Genomic DNA, 15,174 nt, shown 5'->3' with positions numbered 1-15,174 from the left:
ATCACCATCACGCAACTCCAACGCCGAGGCCACGTACATGACTGTGATTCTCTCAACACCACAGACGTAAATCAATCAACGACACGCAACACTAGGAGGGAAACAGCCCAAATGTGGGGCCACTTGCGCCCACTTCTTGGGGACCAATTACCTGACTCCGGTCACCCCAGCCACACTGGCCGGTGGGCGTGTCCAAGCCCGACTCGACACGTGCAGCCGGGTTTCGAGCAGATCGTCCGTGCCGGGGTAGAACTCGTCCATCGAAGAGTACTTCGACATCGCCCTGAGACCCACATCATCGTCACCGCGAACACCGCGGAAAGGAGTGCCTGCTCTGCGTCGAGACGGGCGCCGTGACCACGATGTTGCGAGAAGGCCGGTAAGGACGAGGCGTTCCGCTGCCGCTGTTACCCAGCATCCGAAGATCTGTGACGACGAAGGGATGGAACGGTGCCTCTCGAGGGCGAGTACGAGCCGAGCCCGGTGAAGTATGTGCGTGATCAGGTGGAGTTGTATGAGAGTTCAGGCGGGACGGAGGGGACCATCTCGCCCGACGCCGGGTTGCCGGTCATCATCCTGACGACACGGGGCGCGAAAAGTGGGAAAATCCGCAAGACGCCACTGATGCGGGTGGCGCACGAGGGGACGTACGTGGCGGTTGCCTCGCAGGGTGGCGCGCCGAAGCATCCGGTGTGGTATTTCAATGTCGAGGCCGACCCACACGTTGAACTGCAGGACGGCCCGGTCCGGCGGGACATGCGGGCGCGTGAGGTCACCGGAGCGGAGAAGGCCGAGTGGTGGGAGCGCGCGGTCGCCGTGTACCCGTCGTACGCGGAGTATCAGAGCAAGACCGACCGGGAGATCCCCGTGTTCGTGCTGGAGCCGGTTGAGGGCAGCAAACCAGTCTCCGCACGGTGATTTCCGGAACAGTCTTCGTGACGGAGCCTTCCAGAGAAGTCCTCGCTTAGTTTTACGGCCGTCGCCCCCGACCCGGCGCTGCGCGAGTTCCTGCAGAGCACGTATGAGGCCGCGGCGGAACTTGGCCACTGGAACCACAAGCGTCTCAACCATGACAAAGCACAAACCAGGCCGGATTGGGCGGCGCTCCAGGTTCACGAATCCACCCAGCCCACGATTTACGAACTCCACGAACTGGTCGATCTCGAACTTGCCGAGGTCGTGCATCCGCGGCGACAAGGCCTACTCCTCGCGCACGATCCGCGGTGCACGGCCGCAGCCGCTCGGAGGGTTCACCGTTTGTGGTGCTGCCCCGACCCTGTCCGGTCGCGAGCCCGACGGGCATCACCCCGCGGGGTTGACGTCGGCCGAGGGCCGGACCGCGCGCAGGAAGCCCCGGAGCAGGCGTGACCGCTCAGAAGACGGTGCGCCAGTCGTCGCGGATGCTGATGACGGTCCAGCCGTCCCGGTCGGCCTGTTCGAGGGCCTGTTCGGCGCCGGTGGTGTACGCGAACTCGCGGTCGGGGTCGTCGTGGATAACCAGGAGGCGCAGGGTCGGTTTGTCGGGGTGGTGGGTGAAGCGGAGCATCGGGATGTCGCCGTTGGCGTTGCCCGCCGCCAGCAACGGTCGGCGTCCGGTGCGGCTCCAGATGCGGATGGGCTTCTCCGGGCCGTCGTCGAGGTAGTCCAGGACGGGTTGGTGGCGGATGTTGCCGCCGTGCTCGTCGTCCTCGTAGGACAGTGTCGCGGTGCTGCCGATGACCTGCTCGCGCGGCACGCCGTAGACCGCGTGGCTGATGGGCCGCATGAAGTCGCGGCCGCCGCCGGAGGCGATGTAGGTGCTGAAGCCGTTGTCCCGCAGGTGTGCCAGGAGCTCGACCATCGGCGCGTAGGCGCACCGCGCATACGACCTGCCCAACGTGGGGTGCTGGGTGTTGGTCAGGAACTCGTTCGCCTGGACTTCGAAGTCCTCGACGCCAATGTCGGCGTACGCCTCGAGCACTCCGGCGGCCAGAGCGGGGAGCTGAGTGTCGTCACCGGCGTGGTGTGCGGCGACCACTGCGCCGAACCAAGCCAAGTCGTTCTCGTATGCGGCTTTCCAGGGCTGGCGCACGCGCAGCTCCGGTGTCTCCTTGGCCATGGTCACGAGGCGGCGGAGGATGAAGTCGAGTTGGATCGGGATCGGTTTCTCACACCACAGCGTGCCATCGTTGTCGAATGTCGCCACCCGTTCGTCGGCCGGCACCTCTGCTGCGTGCTCGACGAACTTGGTGATCGCCTTCTTCGCGGCGCCGTCGCGCCAGGTGGTCAGCACGAGACAACCCTCCTTCCGATGGTCAGGGCCGAACCACGCAGCGGAGACCGACGTGGCAGGTGGCGGTGTCGATCGGTTGCGCCATGCGGGCGGCAGGCCGGTAGCGACGGCAGTAGTTCGGCGCGCACAGGTACGAGCCGCCCTTGATCACCCTGCGCGGGACGCGTTCACCGCGTTCGATGCTGCGGTCTCGCGGGCTCGGGCTACAACACGAGCCTGCCGGATCGTCGTGCGCGGAGTACCAGTCCGCGGTCCACTCCCACACGTTGCCGATCATGTCGTAGAGGCCGTATCCGTTCGGCGGGTAGCGCCCGACCGGAGCGGTGCCAAGGTAACCGTCCGCGCCGGTATTCGCGTACGGAAAGGTTCCCTGCCAGGTGTTGGCCATCCACACACCGTCGGGACTGAGCTCGTCGCCCCACGCGTAGGCGGCGCGGTCGATCCCGCCCCGCGCGGCGAGCTCCCACTCCGCCTCCGTGGGGATGTCCTTGCACGCCCAACGCGCGTAGGCCTCGGCGTCCTCCCAAGCCAGGTGCACCACGGGATGATCGGGTCGTTTGCGGACCGAGCTGCCCGGGCCAGACGGATGGCGCCAGTCCGCGCCGGGCACGTAACGCCACCAGTTGTAGGCGTTGCGCAGGTCGACCTCGTGCTGCGGTGCGACGAACACCGACGACGCCGGCACGAGGAGATCCGGCAAGGCGTCTGGGTAATCCGCCGGATCGGGTGCCCGCTCGGCGAGCGTGACGTGGCCCGTCGCCCGGACGAAGCGCTCGAAGTCGCGGTTGCGCACCGTGGTGCGGTCGATCCAGAACCCGCCGACCGTCACGTCGTGAACCGGGGCCTCCTCCGGATAGTGTTCGTCGGAGCCCATCTCGAACGTGCGCCCGGCGATCCAAACCATGTCCGCGGTCGGGTCGGGCTTCGCAGCCACGGCCTGCCTAAGTCCCTGACCCGTGTGCGCGGTGGCCATCGGGTGCCCCCTGCCTGCTGTGCGCGACGTCGCCACACGTTCCCAGCGGGCCGGGCCGCGCTTCATCACCCCTGCCGGGTGACCCGTGCAGATTGATCCATCAAGCGCTTCTCGCTCGTCGTGGATGCCACCCGGTGTTCGGTGTTCACCTGGTGCAGGTGAGGCCGGGCGCCGTCGCGCGATGTCGGATGGTGCGCGCGAGGCCGCCTTCAGCTGCGCGATCTGAGGAGTGACATGACCAACTCGTTCCGGGGCAAGATCAACACCGACATCCGCGACTCGGTTCCCGACTGGGAGCCGTTCGAGCCGCCGCGGGCCGCCGACGGCGCGCCGAACGTGGTCTACATGGTTCTCGACGACGTCGGGTACTCCGCGATGAGCTGTTACGGCGGCGTCATCGAGACCCCGAACATCGATCGCATCGCTGCCGACGGCGTGCGGTTCACGCAGTGGCACACCACCGCGCTGTGCTCACCGACCCGGTCCTGCCTGCTCACCGGCCGCAACCACACTCGCAACGCGATGGCGTGCATCACGGAGGCGGCGATCGGTTTCCCGAACGCCAACGGCACGATCCCGCCGGAGAACGGCATGATCTCGGAAATCCTGGAGGAGCACGGCTGGAACACCTACATCGTCGGCAAATGGCACCTGTGCCCGACCGACGAGATGAACCTCGCCGCGACGCGGCGCAACTGGCCCACCGGCCGCGGGTTCCAGCGGTTCTACGGGTTCCTCGGCGCCGAGACGAACCAGTGGTATCCCGACCTCGTCTACGACAACCACCCGGTGGACCAGCCGAAGACTCCCGACGAGGGGTACCACTTCACCGACGACATCACCGACAAGGCGATCGAGTTCATCAAGGACGCCAAGGCGATCGCGCCGGACAAGCCGTTCTTTCTCTACTACGCGCCGGGAGCGTGCCACGCGCCGCACCACGCGCCGCGAGAGTGGATCGAACGATTCGAAGGCCGCTTCGACAGGGGATATGACGCACTGCGCGAAACCGTGCTGGCGCGGCAGAAGGAGCTCGGCATCGTGCCGGCCGACACCGAGCTCCCGCCGATCAACCCGATCGGCACCCCCGAGACCCGCCAGGGCCCGGACGGGCAGCCCTTCCCCCCGCTGGACTACACGAAGCCGTGGGACTCGCTGTCCGACCAGGAAAAGCGCCTCTTCGCGCGGATGGCCGAGGTATACGCGGGCTTCCTCGCCCACGCCGACCACCACATCGGCCGGCTTCTCGACCACCTGGAGGAGACCGGGCAACGGGACAACACGCTCGTCATCCTGGTCTCCGACAACGGCGCCAGCGGCGAGGGCGGCCCCAACGGGTCGGTGAACGAGAACAAACTGTTCAACGGCATCCCCGACGACCTCGACGAGAACCTCGCGATGCTCGACGAGCTGGGCGGTCCGAAGACCTACAACCACTACGCGAACGGCTGGGCAATGGCCTTCAACACGCCGTTCAAGATGTGGAAGCGCTACGAGTTCAACGGCGGCACAGCCGACCCGTGCATCATCTCCTGGCCGTCGGTACTCGGGCACGGCGGCGAGATCCGCCACCAGTACCACCACGCGATCGACCTCGTGCCCACAGTGCTCGACTGCGTGGACCTGCGGGTGCCGGAGGCGATCAAGGGACACACGCAGAGCCCGCTCGACGGGGTGAGCATGCGCTACACCTTCGCCGACCCGTCGGCGCCATCGGCCAGATCCACCCAGTTCTACTCGATGCTCGGCTCGCGCGGGATCTGGCACGACGGCTGGAAGGCCGTGACGACGCACCCGACGATCAGCGGCTGGAGCAACTTCGCCGACGACGTGTGGCAGCTCTACCACACCGACGTCGACCGCGCCGAGGTGCACGACCTCGCGGCCGAACAGCCCGACAAGCTCAAGGAGTTGATCCGGCTCTGGTTCGCGGAGGCCGACGCCAACGGCGCGTTCCCGCTCGACGACCGCTCGCCCCTGGAAATCCTCAACACGCCGCGGCCGCAGCTGTCCGCGGCCCGCAGCCGGTACGTCTATTACGCGGATGTCGCGGACGTACCCGAACAACAGGCGGTCAACATCCGCAACCGGTCGTACTCGATCGGGTCCCTTGTGGACATTCCTGGCAAAGGCGCCGAGGGCGTGCTGTTCGCGCACGGCGCGCGGTTCGGCGGGCACGCGCTCTACGTCAAGGACAACCGCCTGCACTACGTCTACAACTTCGTCGGCATGCTGGAGCAGAAGATCGACGGGACCGAGGACCTGCCGGCGGGTGAGAACGTGGTCCTCGCGGCCTCGTTCGACAAGGACGGTGAGGACCCGCCCGGCATCGCCACCGGAATACTGTCGCTCTACCACGGCGACCACAAGGTCGGCGAGGGCCGCATCAAGACACAACCCGGCTCGTTCGAACTCGCCGGCGAGGGCCTGTGCGTCGGCCGCGACAGCGGGGCCGCCGTCACCGACGACTACCGGGGACAACGCCCCCACCGGTTCACCGGCGGCACCATCAAACGGGTCGTGATCGACGTCAGCGGCGACCCGTACGTCGACCAGGAGCGCGAGGCCGAGGCGATGCTCATGCGCGAGTAGCCGGACACCGGTCCGCCGACGGCACCCCATGCACCGCCGGCGGACCGGCCCGGGTCAGGACTTGTGACGGTGGGCCGAGGCGTGGTCGAAGCTCGCCGCCTCGACGCCCCGCGCGGCCGAGCAAGTGCGCATCCTGCTGGCCGACGATCATGCCTTACTCCGCCGGGGAGTCCGGCTCATCCTGGACAACGAGCCCGACCTGACCATGGTCGCCGAAGCCGGAAACGGCGCGGAAGCAATCGCTGCGGCACGCGCCAAGAAACCGGACCTAGCCAGCCGACGACGAGCCTGATCCTCAACCGTTGAACGCGGCTGCCGCCCGGTCGGACGACCGCCTCAACAGGTAGTTCCGCGCACCCGACACCCCTCTTGGGGTCACCTGCGGTCACCGATGAACCCATCTGGTCGCAACGCACGAGGACACGAGGAGGTGCCAGACGGCGATGTTGTCCGAAGCTGTTCCTGCCGCGTTCGGTGCGGCGATCTACCCGCCGGCCTTGCTGTTCATGGCGTTCCTGCTGGTCAACCCACAACCCAGAAAGCGGGCGCTGATTTTCCTGGCCGGCGCTGTGTTCATCACCCTCGGCTTCGGCTTCCTCTCGGTGCTGGTGTTGCAGAGCAGCGGAGCCGAGAGCACCAAGCACCGCACCGTGCCGGCTTGGATCGACCTCTCCATCGGCATTGTGTTGGTGGCCTTCGCCCTGGTGGTCTACTTCCGGCCGCCCCGCGGACCCAAGGCCGCCAAAAAGCACCGCGAGCTCGGTGTGATCGGGTTACTGAGCGTCGGTCTGCTGATGTACACGCCGACAGCGCTGTACTTGGCCTCGCTGCACGCCATAGCCAAAGCGCACGCCAGCCTGTTGGTGACGGTGCTGAGCATCATCCTCGTCGCCGTGATCTACATGCTGTTGATCGAGATACCGATCATCGCCCACGCCATCTGGCCGGAGACGACGATCCGCTGGGTCACCGCCGTGAACGCATGGCTGGCAAGACACGGCCGCACCATCATCGTCGTCGTGGCGGCCGGCTTCGGCATCTACCTCATCGGCTCGGGCATCGCCCACCTCGTGTAATCGACAGGCGGTCCCATCTCCGCGGCGCCGTGCGCGATCGGACGATGCCCGCAGCACGCGACGAGCCGGCGGCGACCCCCGACGGACAGCGGGGCGTCACGGCGTTACACGGACCGGTCTTCCTGCTCGGCGGATGTGGTGGTCACACTTCTCATCCTGCCGCCGAAAGACCCGTCCTCGCTCAAGCCCTCCCGACCGTCACCAACGTCATGACCCGAGACAGCTAGGTGTTCTGTCCTGGGAGGGTGGGAACGCGGGTGGCGGGTGGTTGGCCGCCGAGTGCGGTGTGGCCGCGGTGGTGATCGTAGGTGTGGAGCCAGGCGGAACCGTTCGCCGTGATGCATCTCGTTTGTCAGTGAGGCGAAGAACAACTCAGATGCGGCGTTGTCCCAACAAATCACGGTCCACTCGACACTGCTGCGGACGCGATTTTCCCTGCAGAACCGGGAAAGCGTCGCGGAGGTGTGTCGCGGCACGTCACCCCCGCCCGAGGTGTCTTCAACCGGCGTTGGCCGCCAGCTCCGCGGTCGCCCGCACCATCGCCGACAGGAGGAGGCCCGGAAAGTCGTCGCCGTAGCGGGCAGTGTCCGCGGTGACGTGCACGCTGAGGCCTTCGCCCGCCGCCTCGTTGAGGGCTTCCACCCGGATCGGCAGGCTGGTGTGGTCGCGCATGTCCTCTTCCGGGGTGATCAGACCGGCGGTAAGCAGCTCGTCCCGTGGGTGGAAATGGACGTAGTTGAACATCACCTCGAACGGGTCGGCGCCCAGCAGCTTGCGCAGGGCCGAATGCGGAAACCGCCGGTGAGCCAGCAGCTCGTTCTCCGCGGCGAGGCACCTCCTCGCCGCCGCCCGCCAATCGCCGTCCGGCACGCCTACGCGGACGGGCAACTGGTTGAGGAACAACCCGAGCGTCACGTCCGCGCCCGCGTGTTCGGGGCGGCCGTTGAGCAGCAGGCCGACCACGGGATCATCGGTCTCCCGGACCGCACCGACCGCTGCGCAGTTCGCCGCGAGCAGCAGGCTCTTCAACGGGAGGCCCCAGCGCGCGGACAGCTCGGCGAGCCGGTCGCTGTCGTGTCGCGGGATCGTCGCACCGACCTTGCGGTGCACAGGCGGCTCGCCGCTCGGAGCCGGGCCCGGCGGCAAGGTGTCCCGGAGCCCTTCGGCGAACCGGACGGACTCGGGGTCGGTGGCCGCTTCTCGCTCCAGCCTGACGAACTCCCGGTACGGGACCGGCGCGGGCAGGTCCGGCGGCTCTCCGCCGACCAGGCCGGCGTAAGTCCGCACGAGCTCGTTGAAGAACACCGCTTCACTCCACCCGTCGAGGATCGCGTGGTGGAACGAGTAGGCCAGGACAAAGGACTCGCCGTCCACGGCCGCCGCATGCGCTCGCAACAGCGGCGCGCGTTCGACGTCGAACGGAGCGGCGAGTTCGTCCATCACGGCCTCGTGGGCGGCGGCCCGCTCGCTGCTGCCGAGCCCGGTCCAGTCGGCGAAGGCGACCGGGATCGGCGCCGCGGCCTCGACCACCTGCATGGGCTCGCTGAACGTCGCCAGGTCGAACCGCGTGCGCAGCACCGGATGCCGGGCGGACAGCCGGGCCAGCGCGGCGGCGAGCACCCCGTGGTCCAGTGGCCGGGTCACGGTCCGGGCCACCACGTCCAGGTAGGCCGTGCCCTGGCTGACGAGCCCCTCGAAAATGAGGCCGAGCTGCAGCCGGGCCGCCGGATAGACATCTTCGACGCCGTCGGGGACCCGGGCCTGGTCGAGCGCCGAAAGGAGGTCGGGGCCGGAAGCGACGCCGGGGCCGCGGGTCCCCAGCACCGAGCACGCGCCCCGCGGCGTCGGATTCCGGAACATATCGATCAGGGACAGGCTCAGCCCGGCCCGCTCGGCCTCGCCGATGACCTTGAGCGCGAGGAGGGAATCGCCGCCGAGGGAAAAGAAGTCGTCGTCCGGCCCCACCTTCCCGACCCGCAGGATCTGCTCCCAGATCCCGGCGAGCACCGCCTCCGCTTCGATCCTGTCCACCGTCACCATGCCCCCAGTTCTGCCGCGGCCACGGTGTGCTGTTCCCCCGCGGGGAACTCGAACCGGTACCGCAGCGTGGATTCCACCTTCGCCACAATCGGAGCGAGATCGGCGACGTCCGCCGTCTCCCCCATCACGATGTCCAATTCCACGGTCTGCACCCCGCCCGGGAACTGCGTGCCGGGCCGGGCATACGGCCGGTACAGCGTCACTCCGGCCAGGTCCCGCACGTATTCGGCGCCCTCGATCCCGACCAGCGTGCCCGCCCGGCGGGGAGCGGGGTGGAACACCTGGAAGTACGCCCGGCCGGTGTAGAGATCAGGTACCACGACCCGCTCTCCCAGGGCGATCCGGCCGCCGGCTTCGACGAGGTTGATGCCCCGCGCCCGAACGGCCAGCTCGTTGATCCCGCCGCCGAGGCGGCCGTTCACCTCGATCAGCCGAGGCCCGGCCGGCGTCAGCTTGACCTCGGTGTGGGAGAGGCCGGTGCGCAGACCGACCGCCGAGACCGCCGCCGCAGCCAGCTCACGGACCTCGGCTGTCTCGACGGGGCCGAGCGGCGACGGCCAGAACCGGCCGGTTTCGCGGAACGGCGGCACCATCGGGAACTTGCCGGTCACCGCCAGGTCCGCGATCACGCCGTCCTGGACGACGCTTTCGATCGACACGTAGTCGCCGAACGCCCCGCAGTCACGCCCGGGCAGGTATTCCTCGAGGACGAGCGTGCCGCCGTCGACGAGTCCGGGCGCAGGTTCGGCGAGCAGCCGCCGGACCAGCTCCAAACCGGTCTCCGCGTCCTCGACGTAGTACGTGTTCCGGCTGCCCCCGCCGTGCGCGGGTTTGAGGACGGCGGGCAGCCCGGTCTCGGCAACGGCGTCCGGCCAGTCGGCCGCCGTCTCGATCCGGCGGCAGCGCACCACGTCGACCCCGGCCGCCCGCAGCGCCGCCCGCTGGTGCCACTTGTCGGTGAGGCACCGCAGGGTTCGTTCGTCGTGGAAAGGCAGCCCCAGGAGCCCGGCCAGCTCGCCGGCCAGACCGAGCCCTCGCTCGGCGTAGGTCACCAGCCCGTCGGGGCGGTGCCGGCCTACCTCGGAGGCCGCGTCCGACACCGACTCCGCCACGACGACCGGGCCGAACCGCGCGAGCAGCGGCGCCATCGCCAGGGTGTGCCGGTTCGGCGGCACGACGAAGACGCAGCCGGCCCAGCCGGCCAGTCCCACGGCGATGTCGCCGGGATGGGCCGCGCCGTCGTCGTACACCACCACCAGCGTCTTGGTCACGGGAGCACCTCCGTGCCGGCAGGAGCGACGGCCGGGGCCAGCCGCTCACGGATCGCCCCGCCGAACGTCTCGAGCCGGCCGCGGTAGTAGAAGTGCCCGCCCGCAACGACGCGGAAAGCGAACGACCCGGTGGTCCAGCCGCCCCAGGCGTCGAGGTGGGCCTGCCGGACCCAGGGGTCGTCGGCGCCGCCCAGCGCCAGGAGGCCGCTGCGGACTGGCCGCCTGCCCGCCGGCACGTAGCGGGCGAGCAGCAGGTAGTCCGCCCGCAGCACCGGGATCATCAGATCGGCGACGTCGGCCAGGCCCGGCCCGGACACGTCGACGTGCCCGCCCGAAGCCACCTCGGTGAGCCAGTCGTCCCGGCTCATCGCGAGCACGGCGTCGGTGTCCAGCCGCTGATCGTCCGGGGGCCGGGCCGCGGACGCGACCAGCAGCTCGACGTCCGCGCCCAGGTCTTCGAGGGCGATCGCGAGCTCGTAGCCGAGCACCCCGCCCAGGCTGTGGCCGACCAGTACCAGGGGACTCGGGCAGTGGGCGCGGACGGCGGCGGCGCAGTCGGCCGCGAGCGTCCGCAGTTCGGTCGCGTTCGGTTCGAGCTGACGCGGCCCGCGGCCGGGGTACTGGATCGCGACCGCGGCTTCTCCCGGGTGCACCAGCTGCCCGGCCCATTCGGCGACCGCGTAGGCGCTGCCGCCCCCGAAGGGAGCCAGCACGAAGGTACGCCGGGCGGTCGCCGGCGCCGTCTCGCCGAGTTGCCAGAGCTGCGGGCACAACCGGTGCCGGTTCATCGCCGGTCCGGCCGGGACTCGGGGCGGATGCCGGCGGGCCGGATGTCGGTCCACTCCCGGTCGATCAGGTCGAGGCAGTCCTGCCTGGTGCCCGTGAAGCCGGCCGGCCGCCATCCCGGTGGCACCGGCACCTGCTCGGGCAACAAGGAATACCGGTCTTCGGGATCGACCACGACGACGTAGTCCATCGGTCCTCCGTTCAGAGTTCGACGACGGTGACGGCGGCCTCGGCCGCGGGCACCGTCGTGCCGTCGAGCGCGGACGCCAGCTCGGCGGCCGTGGCGTGCTGATAGAGCTGGGTGATGACGAGCTCCGGGTAGGTCCGGCGCAGCCGCGCGAAGACAGTCAGCGCCTTGAAGGAGTCACCGCCGATCTCCAGGAACCGGTCGGCTCGGCCGATCCCCGCCCGGCCGAGCACGTCGGACCACACGTCCAGCACGAAGCGTTCGGTCTCGGTCCGCGGCGGCTCGCCGGTCTCCGGCGGCACGGCGGCACGTCCCACCGCGGCCCGCAGCGCGGCGAAATCGGTCTTGCCGTTGAGGTTCACCGGGATGGTGGGGACGAAGTGGAGGCGGCTGGGCACCAGCGCGGACGGCAGGATCTCGCGCAGCGCGCGGACGAGCCCCGCGGGTTCGCCGGTCCCGGTGACGTAGGCGACCAGTTCCTTCGGCCCGCCGGCCTCCGGGCTCTCCCCCGTCACCACGGCCTGACGGATGCCGGGCCGGTCCAGCAGCACGGCCTCAACCTCACCCGGCTCGACGCGGTTGCCGCGCACCTTGAGCTGCCGGTCCGCGCGGCCGAGGTAGTCGAGCGTTCCGCCGGGCGTTTCGACGACGACGTCGTCGGTGCGGTAGAACGTCCCGTCCTCGCCGAACCCGGCGAACTTCGCCGCGGTCAGCTCCGGTTCGCCGAGGTAGCCGTCGGCGAGGCACACGCCGCCGAGGTGGAGCACGCCGGTGCCCCCCGAGGCGACCGGGCGGCCGTCCGGCCCGAGGACCCGCGCCCGCACGCCCGCCAGCGGCGTGCCGATCGGGACCCGGGGCCGGTCGGCGTCCTCCGGTACGACGCGGTGCATGGTGGCCAGGATCGTCGCCTCCGACGGGCCGTACCCGTTGTGCACCTCCAGCTCCGGGCGGGCGGCGAAGATCGCGCGGGCCAGGCGGGGCGGGAACGCCTCCCCCGCGACTACGAGTAGCTTCCGCGGCAGGAGCGCGGCGAGCTTTCCTTCCGCCGCCAGGGCTTCCAGCTGGGATGGCGTGTACGTGAGGCAGGCGGCGGGGTGCGCCCGCAGGTCGGCGGCGAGCGCGACCGGATCGAGCGTCATTTCGCGGCGGTAGACGTCCAGGCGCGCCCCCGAAAGGAGAGCGCCGTAGACCGAGACCTTGCCCAGGTCGGCCGCGAACGTCGTGGCGAGCCCGAAGCTGTCCAGACCCGTGGCCGCGATCCGCTCGAAGAAGGCCGCGGTGTAGTTCAGGAGCGCGCGGTGCGCGACGACGACGGCCTTCGGTGTTCCGGTGGAGCCGGAGGTGCAGACCAGGTAGGCGACATCGCCGGAGGAGAGCCCCGGCTCGATGCGGTACGGGGCGGTCGCGGTCTCGTCGAAGACGGCGACGGGCGGCGCGCCGACGGCAAGCCGCCCGGCGTTGCGCTCGTCGGTGAAGACCGCGCGCGCCTTCGTCGTGGCCAGCAGCGCCGCCACACGGGCGTCCGGGTCGGTCGCCTCGATGTGCACATAGGCGGCGCCGACGGCCCACGCCGCCAGGACGGCGATCATCGCCCGCGGGGACCGGTCGTGCAGGGTGGCGACGACATCACCGCGCCCGATGCCCCGGGCACGCAGCCCATCGGCGGCGGCACCGGCAGCACCGGCCAGGTCCGCGTAGCCGAAGACCGCGTCACCCTGCCGCAGCGCCGGGCGGTTCCCGGCCGCTGCGGCGGCCGTGGCGAACGCGTGGGCCGCGGTCGGGGCTCGGCGTACTGAGTCCGGCAAGCCGGCCATCCGCACTCCTCCGTTCGGGACGCCCGCGCTCATCGGCGGGACTCAGGACGGCGGGCGGCGGCGGTCAGTTCCGCCAGCGCGCCCACGGTTTCGGTGGTCAGGTAGGTCTTGAGGTCGAGCCGGACGCCGAAGGTGTCCTCGACCGCGGTGAACAGGCGCAGCGCGGTGTGGCTGCTCCAACCCGCCAAGTCGGTGAAGGGACGTTCCGGCGTCACGTCGGCGACCGGCGCGTCGGTGACGGCGGCGATCAGCCGGGCCAGCTCGGGTCCGATGTCGACGGAGGTCTCAGGCATGAGCGGTCGTCCGTTCTTCGTGCCGAAGGGTGATCCACGAGGGAACGAGGTCGCGTTCCGGGTTCAGCGGCAGGATCTGCCGGGCCACGCCGGGAGCCCACGCGAAACCGGCGTCGCTGAGGAACTTCTTGGCCGGGCCGTTGCGCCCGCTGGACCGGAATTCGGCTTCGAGCCGGACGGCGCCGGCGTCCGCGGCGAGGCCGGCCACGGTCTGCAGGACCGCGAACTCGATCCCGCGCGCGAAGACCCGGCAGCTCATCACCATGTTCTCGATCAGCCAGCTCTCCTGCTGCCGCGCGATCCACACGGCGCCGACAACCCCTTCGTCGCCGAACCGGTCCTCGACCTCGAAGGCGAGCACGAGGCAGTCCCGCGCCGCGGCCATTTCCCGGGTCCGCTGCTCGGAATGCGGCTCGCCGGTCAGCGTGAACTGGTTGGTCCGGGCGCCGAGCTGGACGACGCGCGGGAGCTGGTACTCGTCGGCCGCGCGCACCCGCACCGTCATCGCCAGCCCGGTCAGGTAGTCCTCCGTGGACGGACGGCTCTCTTGCCATTGCTGCCGTTGTTCCCGTGCCTGGTAGAGCTCGGTCCGCCGTCGGTCGGTGTCTGTGGTCGCCGACAGGTCGAAGTGCCCGCCCGACACCAGGGCCCCGACGTGGTCGGCGGGGTCGCCGTCCACCCGGACGACGGTCACCTGCGGGAGCGCCTCGCGGATCAGCTCGCATTCGAACGGCGAGTCGTCCACGAAGACGAAGCTGTCGAGGCCCAGGTTCAGCTCGGCCGCGATTTCGGCGAGGCTGCCGTCCTTGGCGTCCCAGTTCGCCTTGACGGCCACGAAGTCGCCGCGGCGCAGGAGCAGCCCCGGGTGTTCGGCGAACACTCGCTCCACCAGGTCCGGGTCGTTCTTGGTGGCCACGGCGACCAGGACGCCCTGCCGCCGCAACGACCGCACTGCCCGCTGCATCGCGACGAACGCGTTGCCCGGGTACAGCGAGCCGACCTCGATGTTCTCCGGGCCGTCGTCGCCGAGCACCCCGCCCCACAGGGTGTTGTCGAGGTCCACCACCAGGCATTTGCGAGACGTCCCGGCGACCACGCGGGCGTATCCCGCGGCTTCGCGGGCGTAACGCCACTCGAGCGCCGCGGACCAGGCCATCCCGGCGAACCGGTGCAGGCGTTCGTCCCGTAGCGGGATCGGCGTGCTCGCGAGCAGCGTCTCCAAGTCGAGCACGCCGACGCGGCCGCCCGGCTCGGCGAGGTCCAGCAGGCCGAGGTTCAGTTCCCGCCAGATCCGGCCTAGCCGCGCGCGGTCCTCGTGCGCGATCAGCGTCTTCGGCCGCTCTGCGGACAGCGGAACGGTATGGAGCACGATCCGGCCCTTGCCGTGCCGGGCGAACGCCGCGACGGCGTCGCCGAACGCGGCCAGCCGGTCCCCGCTTTCCGCCCGAGTGCCGTCGAGGTCTTCCGGGCTCACCCGGTCCGGGAGGAAGAACCGGTCGTCGGTCAGGCACAGGGTCAGATCGGGAGCGAACCGCGCCAACTCCGAATCGCCGGTCTGCAGTTGCGAGAGCAGCTGCCCGGGCGGAGTCAGCCGGATCCGGGCGTCGATCCCGGCGGCGAGCAAGGCGACGCGCAGCAGCGAGACGACGTTGTCCGCCGTGAAAGACGCGACGATCGCGACGCGGAGCTCGCGGGCCGCACGTCCGGGCGGCAGCACCAGTGCCGGGTCCACGCCGGCCAGCACCCGCCCCGCCTCGCGGACCGGGGTGACGTCGTCGGTCCGGACCAGCAGGTCCAGCAGCGACGGATCGGGGGCGGCGCCCGGCTCGGCCAGGCGGCGCACTCGGGCGAACAGGTCGTCCACAGCCAT

Annotated in this window: 13 protein-coding genes; 4 read left to right on the top strand and 9 right to left on the bottom strand. The window is 69.9% G+C overall.

The features are described from left to right. The first annotated feature begins 450 nt into the window (after positions 1-450). Entirely contained in the window at positions 451-918 is a 468-nt protein-coding gene (locus AB0H62_RS50690) for a nitroreductase family deazaflavin-dependent oxidoreductase (protein WP_220242498.1), read from the top strand. A gap of 454 nt (positions 919-1,372) precedes the next feature. Here the strand turns inward: AB0H62_RS50690 and AB0H62_RS50685 are convergent, their stop codons facing one another. Next, on the bottom strand, positions 1,373-2,272 hold the full coding sequence (locus tag AB0H62_RS50685; RefSeq protein WP_360592960.1) for an HAD family hydrolase: 900 nt from the start codon (positions 2,270-2,272) through the stop codon (positions 1,373-1,375). A 22-nt stretch (positions 2,273-2,294) separates the two neighbouring features. Next, positions 2,295-3,245, bottom strand: coding sequence for a formylglycine-generating enzyme family protein (locus tag AB0H62_RS50680; protein ID WP_360592959.1), 951 nt, complete (start codon positions 3,243-3,245; stop codon positions 2,295-2,297). Positions 3,246-3,479: 234 nt separating this feature from the next. Between AB0H62_RS50680 and AB0H62_RS50675 the strand changes: the two genes are divergently transcribed. From AB0H62_RS50675 to AB0H62_RS50665, 3 genes are all read left to right on the top strand, one after another. Next, positions 3,480-5,837 (top strand): arylsulfatase, encoded by a 2,358-nt coding sequence (locus AB0H62_RS50675; protein WP_360592958.1) that lies wholly within the window; start codon positions 3,480-3,482, stop codon positions 5,835-5,837. 124 nt (positions 5,838-5,961) lie between these two features. Further along, positions 5,962-6,129, top strand: coding sequence for a hypothetical protein (locus AB0H62_RS50670; RefSeq protein ID WP_360592957.1), 168 nt, complete (start codon positions 5,962-5,964; stop codon positions 6,127-6,129). A 151-nt stretch (positions 6,130-6,280) separates the two neighbouring features. Next, positions 6,281-6,913, top strand: coding sequence for a GAP family protein (locus AB0H62_RS50665; RefSeq protein WP_360592956.1), 633 nt, complete (start codon positions 6,281-6,283; stop codon positions 6,911-6,913). Positions 6,914-7,411: 498 nt separating this feature from the next. On the opposite strand, the gene AB0H62_RS50660 is transcribed toward AB0H62_RS50665, so the two are convergent. From AB0H62_RS50660 to AB0H62_RS50630, 7 genes are read right to left on the bottom strand one after another with little or no spacing between them, the layout of a single operon-like run. Then, the gene (locus AB0H62_RS50660; protein ID WP_360592955.1) at positions 7,412-8,944 is read right to left on the bottom strand and encodes a condensation domain-containing protein; all 1,533 of its coding nucleotides are present in this window, start codon (positions 8,942-8,944) and stop codon (positions 7,412-7,414) included. A 2-nt stretch (positions 8,945-8,946) separates the two neighbouring features. Continuing rightward, positions 8,947-10,224, bottom strand: coding sequence for an ATP-grasp domain-containing protein (locus tag AB0H62_RS50655; RefSeq protein ID WP_360592954.1), 1,278 nt, complete (start codon positions 10,222-10,224; stop codon positions 8,947-8,949). Next, a complete protein-coding gene (locus AB0H62_RS50650) occupies positions 10,221-11,012 on the bottom strand; it encodes an alpha/beta fold hydrolase (protein ID WP_220242503.1) in 792 nt (263 codons plus the stop codon). Before AB0H62_RS50650 ends, AB0H62_RS50655 begins: the two co-directional genes overlap by 4 nt. Further along, positions 11,009-11,200, bottom strand: a complete 192-nt coding sequence (locus tag AB0H62_RS50645) for an MbtH family NRPS accessory protein (RefSeq protein WP_220242504.1) — start codon at positions 11,198-11,200, stop codon at positions 11,009-11,011. The genes AB0H62_RS50650 and AB0H62_RS50645 overlap by 4 nt, the downstream gene beginning before the upstream one ends. 11 nt (positions 11,201-11,211) lie before the next feature. Further along, positions 11,212-13,011 (bottom strand): non-ribosomal peptide synthetase, encoded by a 1,800-nt coding sequence (locus tag AB0H62_RS50640; protein ID WP_360592953.1) that lies wholly within the window; start codon positions 13,009-13,011, stop codon positions 11,212-11,214. A 29-nt stretch (positions 13,012-13,040) separates the two neighbouring features. Continuing rightward, entirely contained in the window at positions 13,041-13,304 is a 264-nt protein-coding gene (locus AB0H62_RS50635; RefSeq protein ID WP_220242506.1) for an acyl carrier protein, read from the bottom strand. Continuing rightward, positions 13,297-15,168, bottom strand: coding sequence for an HAD-IIIC family phosphatase (locus tag AB0H62_RS50630; protein WP_360592952.1), 1,872 nt, complete (start codon positions 15,166-15,168; stop codon positions 13,297-13,299). Before AB0H62_RS50630 ends, AB0H62_RS50635 begins: the two co-directional genes overlap by 8 nt. Positions 15,169-15,174: the final 6 nt, after the last annotated feature.

This window comes from Amycolatopsis sp. NPDC050768 (assembly GCF_040654155.1).
In the GTDB taxonomy this organism is placed as follows: domain Bacteria; phylum Actinomycetota; class Actinomycetes; order Mycobacteriales; family Pseudonocardiaceae; genus Amycolatopsis.
The sequence above is the reverse complement of the archived record's forward strand: the minus strand, read 5'-3'. Positions and strand labels throughout refer to the sequence as shown.